Source organism: Mesorhizobium sp. WSM4848, from assembly GCF_055811375.1.
On the sequence record NZ_JBVVPX010000169.1, the window covers coordinates 1 to 201 of the forward strand.

General features: G+C 61.7%; 1 pseudogene. It reads left to right on the top strand.

Annotation, left to right across the window (positions count from 1 at the left end):
• Nucleotides 1-201, top strand: a pseudogene (locus tag AC0L16_RS33735) (ATP-dependent DNA ligase); the annotation flags it as partial.

Sequence of the window (201 nt, forward strand, 5' to 3'; positions counted from 1 at the left end):
GGCCAACGCGATCTATCATCTGATCGACAAGGCCGGCCTGGAGGGGATGGTATCGAAGCGTCGAGACAGAAAATACCGCAGCGGCCCGACCACCAATTGGCTGGAGACAAAATCCTTCACCGAAAGCGGGTTAGAGCTTCTTGGGGTCGAGCGCGAGAGGGGCAAGCCGGCCTTTGCCCTGATGGCCGAGCCGGGCACCCG